General features: G+C 42.9%; 13 protein-coding genes. 8 read left to right on the top strand and 5 right to left on the bottom strand.

Going from position 1 to position 8071, the window contains the following annotated elements:
- Positions 1 to 79 precede the first annotated feature (79 nt).
- Complete coding sequence (locus BGL89_RS10435; protein ID WP_286825658.1) at positions 80 to 253, top strand: type II toxin-antitoxin system PemK/MazF family toxin; 174 nt, start codon at positions 80 to 82, stop codon at positions 251 to 253.
- Positions 254 to 296: 43 nt separating this feature from the next.
- Here BGL89_RS10435 and BGL89_RS10440 read toward each other — a convergent pair whose 3' ends face one another.
- The 5 genes from BGL89_RS10440 to gpmI form a co-directional block, all read right to left on the bottom strand.
- Positions 297 to 1013, bottom strand: a complete 717-nt coding sequence (locus BGL89_RS10440) for a peptidase (protein ID WP_286825659.1) — start codon at positions 1011 to 1013, stop codon at positions 297 to 299.
- Entirely contained in the window at positions 1014 to 1247 is a 234-nt protein-coding gene (gene secG, locus BGL89_RS10445) for a preprotein translocase subunit SecG (RefSeq protein ID WP_002736485.1), read from the bottom strand.
- Between the two features lie 67 nt (positions 1248 to 1314).
- On the bottom strand, positions 1315 to 1656 hold the full coding sequence (locus BGL89_RS10450; protein WP_286825660.1) for a type II toxin-antitoxin system RelE/ParE family toxin: 342 nt from the start codon (positions 1654 to 1656) through the stop codon (positions 1315 to 1317).
- Positions 1640 to 1897, bottom strand: coding sequence for a hypothetical protein (locus BGL89_RS10455; RefSeq protein ID WP_002736285.1), 258 nt, complete (start codon positions 1895 to 1897; stop codon positions 1640 to 1642). The genes BGL89_RS10450 and BGL89_RS10455 overlap by 17 nt, the downstream gene beginning before the upstream one ends.
- 29 nt (positions 1898 to 1926) lie before the next feature.
- On the bottom strand, positions 1927 to 3525 hold the full coding sequence (gpmI, locus tag BGL89_RS10460; RefSeq protein WP_286825661.1) for a 2,3-bisphosphoglycerate-independent phosphoglycerate mutase: 1599 nt from the start codon (positions 3523 to 3525) through the stop codon (positions 1927 to 1929).
- Positions 3526 to 3789: 264 nt separating this feature from the next.
- On the opposite strand from gpmI, the gene BGL89_RS10465 reads away from it, so the two are divergent.
- The 7 genes from BGL89_RS10465 to BGL89_RS10500 all read left to right on the top strand — a co-directional run bounded on the left by BGL89_RS10465 (position 3790) and on the right by BGL89_RS10500 (position 7934).
- The gene (locus BGL89_RS10465; protein ID WP_286825662.1) at positions 3790 to 4758 is read left to right on the top strand and encodes a phosphate ABC transporter substrate-binding protein; all 969 of its coding nucleotides are present in this window, start codon (positions 3790 to 3792) and stop codon (positions 4756 to 4758) included.
- Between the two features lie 306 nt (positions 4759 to 5064).
- Entirely contained in the window at positions 5065 to 5256 is a 192-nt protein-coding gene (locus BGL89_RS10470) for a hypothetical protein (protein WP_149107175.1), read from the top strand.
- A 3-nt stretch (positions 5257 to 5259) separates the two neighbouring features.
- Positions 5260 to 5508 (top strand): hypothetical protein, encoded by a 249-nt coding sequence (locus tag BGL89_RS10475; protein WP_024969916.1) that lies wholly within the window; start codon positions 5260 to 5262, stop codon positions 5506 to 5508.
- A gap of 175 nt (positions 5509 to 5683) precedes the next feature.
- The gene (locus BGL89_RS10480) at positions 5684 to 5896 is read left to right on the top strand and encodes a type II toxin-antitoxin system HicB family antitoxin (RefSeq protein ID WP_286825663.1); all 213 of its coding nucleotides are present in this window, start codon (positions 5684 to 5686) and stop codon (positions 5894 to 5896) included.
- A 169-nt stretch (positions 5897 to 6065) separates the two neighbouring features.
- Positions 6066 to 6272, top strand: a complete 207-nt coding sequence (locus BGL89_RS10485) for a type II toxin-antitoxin system HicB family antitoxin (protein WP_158199314.1) — start codon at positions 6066 to 6068, stop codon at positions 6270 to 6272.
- A gap of 1 nt (position 6273) precedes the next feature.
- Positions 6274 to 6486 carry a type II toxin-antitoxin system HicA family toxin gene (locus tag BGL89_RS10490; RefSeq protein ID WP_158199315.1) on the top strand — a complete coding sequence of 71 codons (213 nt, stop codon included), beginning with the start codon at positions 6274 to 6276 and terminating at the stop codon, positions 6484 to 6486.
- A 1013-nt stretch (positions 6487 to 7499) separates the two neighbouring features.
- Positions 7500 to 7934 (top strand): DUF29 domain-containing protein, encoded by a 435-nt coding sequence (locus tag BGL89_RS10500; RefSeq protein ID WP_286825664.1) that lies wholly within the window; start codon positions 7500 to 7502, stop codon positions 7932 to 7934.
- Positions 7935 to 8071 lie beyond the last annotated feature (137 nt).

Consider the following 8071-nt stretch of genomic DNA (forward strand, 5'->3'; position numbering starts at 1 on the left):
TGAAGCGTCAACCCCGTTCAGCGACCACCCTAAAAAAGTGGCGTGGTGAGGAATCGCCGTCCGTTTTACGGCGGCGAGGATGTCAAATCCCCAATTGGCGACTGGTGAAGCTGGCTTACCCCAAAATTCTATTATTCTTTTAGATCAGGTACGAGCGATCGACTCAAATAGGATAGTACGCTATTTGGGATCTCTTTCAAGCGATCGATACAGAAGAATTTTCAATAGCCTTCAAACTATGTTGCTTCCTTAACAACAAATTCATCGAACCCGACAACCCTGCCACCGAAATTTACCTATTCAGGTATTAGATACCCTAGCTGATCCATCTGCCAACCTAACTTAGTTGGCTGCTGATAAACCTTTTTTAAAGTGTTAATATCCCGGCTAGAAATCGGGGCAATATCTCTAGTTTGAGCGAAATACATCACATCCGTCTCCAGGGGACTATGACCCCAAATTCCCAAAGCGTGACCTAATTCGTGCCGCACTGCCGCTAAAGCCGACTGAGCGGCTAAATTGGGACTAATCTGGATACTCATCCGATGAGTTAAGCGATTTTCCTTGACAAAAATCTCGTATTGTGTTATGGCAGAACGCACCCGAGGCAGTTCTAACTTACCCGTTTCGGCATTAAAACGGACTCCCGACGGCGGTAACTCCTGTTTAATGAGGATATCGGCCAATTCTGCCCGATTTACCAACTCGATCGGCAAATACTGCCCCCATTCAGCGATCGCCTGTTGTACCAAACTCAGCCAAGAACTGCGATCGCTTTGAACGTAAATCTTCACGGGAAATTGCGACCAAATCAACGCCCCCACGGGACTGATTTCCACAGCATCAAAATAATCCCCGGACTGGTTTTGCTCTTGCCATTGGGCTAAATTAGCGGGTAAAGGATGGGTTTTTAACTCCGGTAGCGCTCGACTGTCGGCGATCAAAGAATAGGAAAACAGCAAAAGACTCGCCAAGGCTGCGAGTCCTAGAAAAGAGAACCGACCTCTCAGCATTTAGCGATTTAACCAGCCGGCGCTCAGTACAATAGTTAGGGTGATAAATACCGTCCCCAACGCCCAAGTCACCTGATTTAAGGTTTTTTCCGCTGTTTTTGCGCTGGTAAAAATCTGTGATTGGCCGCCAATACCGCCAATACCATCCCCTTTGGGACTGTGTAATAACACCAAAATCGCCAGAAAGGCCGCCGCCAGCGCCCAAATAATCTGTACTACCAGCACCACTGTCATGATCATTACTCTCTATTTTCCATTACAAAGTATAGCAGTTATCAAGCCGTCAGCTTTGAATTAGTTATCAACTAGGGTCCTCTTCATCGTCTATATCCTCAAGTGTTAGTGGTGCTTGGGCGCTATGGCGAACATATAACACATAAACCGTACTATCTCTAATTGTAAAAAGCACTCGATAGACATTTTTACCTTTCCCATAAAAAAGTTGTCGGACTTCTTTGGGTAGAAAAATCCTCTGTTCGAGCGCTAAAGCACAACGAGTTGGTTTCTCTTGCAGAGTCGCAATAGCATTCATTAATCCTCGAAACCAACGGTCAGCAAACTCAGCATTATAAACTCGATACCAGCGATAGGCTTTTTCGATCTGTGCCGTGGCAGTTGCGGTAATTTCAACCTGAAATACCATATTTTTCGGCCATTTCTTGGGCAAAATCGGCAAGAGGACGGGTTTTACCAGAGTTGATCTCCTCAAAACCTTGCTGAATCCCCTCGATGCTCTCTAAATACTCCATCAGTTGTCTGAGCTTACTAGGATCGATTTGATCGAGAAAAGTCACCAGCACTTGTGAGCGATCGCTAATATCATTGGGTAACTCGGTTAGGTGTATTTGTCCATCTCGATAAACACCTTCGATGGTTTTCAGCATAAAATTCCCCTTTATTGACTTTTTACCTGTTAAAGCGAGATTCGGACGGGAGTGCGACTGGCTTTAATTTCCACCTCGGCCGGTTTAATCAGCGATCGCCCAGTCATTTCTACTGGGACGGGAATTTGGAGAATTTCGAGGATAGTGGGGGCAATATCGGCTAAACGACCATCATCCCGCAGCTGCACATCGCCACCGTGGCCAGGTATTTTTCTCCCTTCCCCTTCAATTAAAATTAAAGGAACGGGATTAGTCGTGTGGGCCGTCCAAGGATTACCCGACTCATCCACCATCGTTTCAGCGTTACCGTGGTCCGCGGTGATTAACACTGTTCCCCCCAATTTATTGACGCTACTTAACAACTTAGCCAAGCATAGATCCACCGTTTCCACTGCTTTCATGGCCGCGTCTAAAATGCCCGTATGACCCACCATATCGGGGTTAGCGTAATTGACCACCACGAGACTATAGATCCCCTGTTCAATCGCCCCACAGACCGATGCTGTCACCGTGGCCGCCGACATAGCTGGCGCTTGGTCATAGGTGGCGACTTTCGGACTAGGAATTAATTCGCGCACTTCTCCCTCAAAAGGTTTTTCTAGTCCCCCATTAAAAAAGTAGGTGACGTGGGGATATTTTTCGGTTTCTGCACAACGAAATTGTTTTAATCCCTGTTGAGCGATCACCTGTCCTAAGATATTATTTAAATTCTGGGGAGCAAAGGCCACATCTACCGGTAATTTCGGATCGTATTGGGTGAAAGTGACAAAACTAAGCGGAGAAATTAAATCTCGATCGAAATCTTCAAAATCGGGCATAGTCAGGGCATAACATAACTGTCTAGCTCGATCGGGACGGAAATTATAGAATATCACCCCATCGCCCGCTTCGATCGCCCCCGGTGCAATCCTAGTGGGGAGAATAAATTCATCGGTAATATTTTGGTCATAAAATGCCTGTAATACTTCCGTGATCGATCGCCCGTCAATACCTTGATCACTGGTCATAACGTTATAAGCTTTTTCGACCCGATCCCAACGGTGATCCCGATCCATGGCATAATAACGCCCACTGAGAGTCACCATGCGACCGAGACTGATTTTATTAATATGTTCTTGAATCCGTTTAATAGCGAGCATCCCGTCGGTGACATTAGTATCGCGACCATCGGTGATGACATGAATGCAGACATCGCTAATCCCTTGCACTTTCGCTAAGTCTAATAATCCCAGTAAGTGAGCGAGATGGGAATGGACTCCCCCCTCAGAACATAAACCAATTAGGTGTAATTTGCTTTTTTTGGGGCGAATCTCCCCGCAGAGTTTTAATAAAGCCTGATTTTGTTGAATCGAACCATCTTCGATCGCATCGGAAATTCGTACTAATTCTTGTGGTACAACTCGCCCCGCTCCGATATTCAGGTGGCCAACTTCCGAGTTGCCCATCTGTCCTTCTGGTAGGCCTACATCCTTAGCGGAGGTGCGGATTAAGGTGTGGGGATACACTTCCCAGAGACTATCCATAATCGGGGTTTTCGCCATTGCGATCGCATTATCCGACCTTTGCGGGCGATAACCCCAACCATCAAGGATAACCAGCACGACTGGGGATATAGGTGCGTGGGTCATGATATACAGTCCTAAATCAAGAGTGGATTTCCATGCACTAAGATAATATCATCGAAACTTCCATTGATCACCGATGTGGAGGCGATCGACCCCCTAATGTCAGCAAATGATGGGGTAGTGAGGTAGTGGGGTGTTAGGTGTTAGGTGTTGGGGTAGTGGGGGGGTGGGGAATTTAGCTGAAATCTCCCCATCTCCCCAAATCCCCATCTCCCCAAATCCCCATCTCCCCAAATCCCCTAACTGATCACCGCTCACTGAATAATTATGTCTCAAAAAAACGAAACAACTGCTTTAATAATCGCTCTTTTATCCACTGCGGGCATTTTAGGTGGGGGTTACTTCTGGCTGCAAAGTCAATGTGCCGCAGGTCAAGAATTCTTTCTCTGTGTCAGCGGCAAAAGTCCGCAAAAACCCCCAACATCAGAAAGTGCCTCCTCTCCCTTACCTCCTCCCCCCTCACCCCAGGGAGTGGTCAGTTTTGCCCCACCGACTTCTATTCCCAGTGGCACGACAATTCGCATTAACGGCGCTACCAGTATGGTACAGATTAATCAAGCCTTAAAAGCCGCTTTAACTGCCAAATTTCAGGGGGTAGAGGTCTTGACAAATGCTCAAGGATCTGATATTGGATTAGAGGAAGTAGCCCGGGGGGCGATCGATATTGCGGCGGTGTCACGACCTTTAACCGAGTCGGAACGCTCTCAGGGACTGGCTTCTAGTCCGATCTTTCGAGATGCGATCGCTATTGTGGTGGGAGTAAAAAACCCCTTTGCGGGAGGGTTAACCACTGCCCAAGTTAAAGATATTTTTACCGGAAAAATCACTTCTTGGTCGGAGGTGGGCGGTTCTACTGCTACTATTCAAGTGATTAATCGTCCTCCCATTAGTGGCACTTATCAAAGTTTTCGTCAGGAAGTGCTGCAAGGGGCCGAATTTGGTACAGGAACTAATTTTCAAATGATGGTGAGGGATGCAACGACCCCGATTTTGCGAGTTTTGGGACTGAATGGCATTAGTTACGCCACCTATAGCCAAATTGCCAACCAAAAAACCGTCAGGGCGCTCGCTATTGAGGGAATTTTACCCAGTGAACCTAATTATCCCTGGCAGCGTACCCTTTACTACGTTTACAAAGAACCTGCTAGTGAAGCGGTCAAAGCTTTTATGGGTTTTGTGACCTCTAGTGGTGGTCAAGAAGCGATTTTTCGGGCCAATGAAGACCTACAAAAGTAGTTAGCGAGAATATCCGAAAATCTGGGAAATTTTACGTCTTGCATGACTAGGGTGAGCATTGCCTATTTTACCGTGGAGACGGGGAGGCATTGAGAATGGTTAGCTGAACACCATTATCTTTTTCATAAAGCGTTTCGCAGTTTTTTCAAACTCCGATCCTACATCGTTTCCACACGAGGTTATCAGGGGTTCAGCGATTCGATACCTGTCACCGTCACCCCAGGAGGGTAAATGCCATTTTCCCCTACATAATCTATGGTTTATAATTACGATAGATATTAACCAGCGCAAGTTAGGAGTAAATACTTGTCAAAAAAGAAATTTCGTAAATCTGTTGAAAGCATTCGTTATCAAATTCTGAACCATCATCAAAAAATTGCCAATGAGAAACAAAAAGAATCCCCCGATAAAAACTTAATTAATTACTGGGAAAGAGAAATTAAAGGTTTAGAAAAAAGTTTATCTAGAGCAGAAAAGCGATTAAACAGAGGAAAATAAGCAATGATTTCAAACACTGAAAAACCCTTGAAAGTCAACTCTACCTTGGCCACTCTATTATCTGAATTAGGTGAAGAATGCGAGGCGGTTTTATTCTTACTAAGTCAGCTTAAATTACCAAGCCTAACTGATGACCAAAAAGGGGATATTTTGGCAGAATTAATAGGCTCAATTACTCACTTGCACGTTCATACCGAAAATTTATCTGATTTAATTGGGGATGAAATTTTAGCTTTGCCAGATGATCAATAATGTTATGATGATTCTTTGTTCTCTGGTTCAGTAGTAGTAGTAGGTTGGGTTGAGGCACGAAACCCAACACAAAGCCTATAATTGTTGGGTTTCACTCTGTTCAACCCAACCTACACAACTTATCAAGTCAAACAAATTCGTAATCTAATTTTAAAATATAAATTAGGAGGCAAAGATGAAAATTCGCTATGAATTAATTATTTATTGGAGTGAGGAAGATCAATCTTTTATTGTTGAAGTTCCAGAATTAGCAGGATGTATGGCAGATGGAGAAACCTATCAAGAAGCTGTACAAAATGCTGAACTTGTTATTCAAGAATGGATTGAAACTGCAAAACAACTAGAACGAGTCATTCCTGAACCAAAAGGACGACTATTATTTACCTAATGATGAAGTTTCTCTCGCTGCGACTTGTAAATTATAGCATATAAGGTGTGTCGGAGTTTTTTCAAACTGCGACATTTGAGGTTTTCTTACGAAATTATTAGGGTTTTTGCGATTGTGATAATATTAATGTTATGATGATGCAGAAAAGCAAATATTGTATATACAAAAAATGAAATACCAAATTGCTATTTATCGGTCTGAAGAAGGGATAAGCGTTTGCGTACCTGCTTTACCTGGTTGTTGGTCTGAGGGTGATACAGAAGAAGAAGCATTCCTTAATATTCAAGATGCTATTGAGGATTATTTAGCAGCCTTGAAAGATAGGTTGCATGGTGTCGAAATAAGAGAAATTGAAGTAACTGCTAATAAGTTTTGATATGCCTAAACTTGCTGGTATCAATCATCTTAAAGCAGTACGCGCTTTAGAAAAAGCGGGATTTAACATAATACGTCAGAGTAAACATATCGTGATGAGTGATGGAATACGTCAAGTAACCATTCCTCGAAATAACCCCATCAAAGCTTTTACAATGGGTGGGATAATTCAAGATGCTGGTTTAACTATTGAAGAGTTCCGTAAATTACTCTAAATATACCTTAAATCAATGAATACCCCGATGAAGAAAGATTTATTATAAAAACTTCCGCCGTCCCCTCACAAGACATTGAGAGAATTATCCAGAGAAAAGCACAATTTAAACAAAATCCAGAACTTCATACTTATCAAGGAGAAATAAACAATATTGATTACTGGAAAAGAGAAATTAAAGGTTTAGAAAAAAGTTTATCTAGAGCAGAAAAGTGATTAAACAGAGGAAAATAAGCGATGATTTCAAACATTGAAAAACCCTGAAAAGTCAAGCCCACCTTAGCCACCTTATTATCTGAATTAGGTGAAGAATGCGAGACGGTTTTATTCTTACTAAGTCAACTTAAATTATCAAACCTAACTGATGACCAAAAGGGAGATATTTGGGCAGAATTAACAGGTTCAATTACTCATTTGCACGTTCATACCGAAAATTTACCTGATTTAATTGGGGATGAAATTTTAGCTTTGCCAGATGAGAAATGATCGAACTCCATTCATTTCAATGGTTAAAAAATCATGGAGAATAACAAAAATGAATGACTTTGAAAACAGCCACAGAAATTCAATAAAAATCTGCAAAAATTGGTGAAATTGCTGCTAGAGGAGGACAGCGTTACCTTGAAGCTGGAGGCGCTCCCACCCGCTGCCCTAGCGGTAGAAAAAATGATGATTATTTAGGGCTTGCTGAATAAATCTAAAAACCTTGTTGGATAATATCTTTATGATACATTCTCCACGCTAAAAGGCTTATCCAATAAGGAATTAATTGACTGTGCCAGATGAATAAAGCAACCACCGTGGCAGTCAAGCTATAGTTAGCCAACGAACAAAAAACAGAGTTTGGATTGTCAAACCCTTAATAAAAACCCTAATCAACCGACTTATCCCTTATTTTCTCATTAGTTAAGGTGCGATCGTTGATACAATTTTTGCCTGACTTTTAGGTAGAGGATTTACTGTTGGGTGGACTGGCCTATACTAAAAAGACGTGATTAATTTCGGCAAAGACAAATGGTTAAATCACTTTACGAAGAGGATATTTTGCTTTGGGTGGAGCAAACGGTTAAACAACTAAAAGCAAGGGATTTTGCTAGTTTGGATTTGGAGCATTTGATTGAGGAGGTAGAGGCGTTGGGCGTGTCGCAAAAACGGGAGTTATTAAGTCGCTTAATTGTCCTCATGGAGCATTTGCTGAAGCGTCTATACGTTGATTTGGCTTACGATCACAATGGTTGGGAGAGAACGATCCGCACTCAACGAACGGAGCTTGATATTTTGCTGAGTCAGGTTCCTAGTTTAAAGTCTTTGTGGGATGAGAATTTCCTGGAAGCCTGGCGGCGTGCTTTGGTTAATGTCAGGGGTGAGTATAAGGCGGTGTCTTTTCCGAAGGAATGGCCCTATGGGAGGGATTGGCAGACGATTTTAAAGACTGATTTTTGGGAGTGAGGTGGGAAGGCTGGGGGAAAATTAGTTAAGCCATCACTGTAAAATATAATTAGGGTTTGCTGAAAGAAGCTACAACCTTTATTGGAAAAGGCTTTTAGCTAGATTGAGAGTCGCTCAGGTGCCCCTGAATCTGCTAA

Source organism: Microcystis sp. LSC13-02, from assembly GCA_002282935.1.
Lineage (GTDB): Bacteria > Cyanobacteriota > Cyanobacteriia > Cyanobacteriales > Microcystaceae > Microcystis.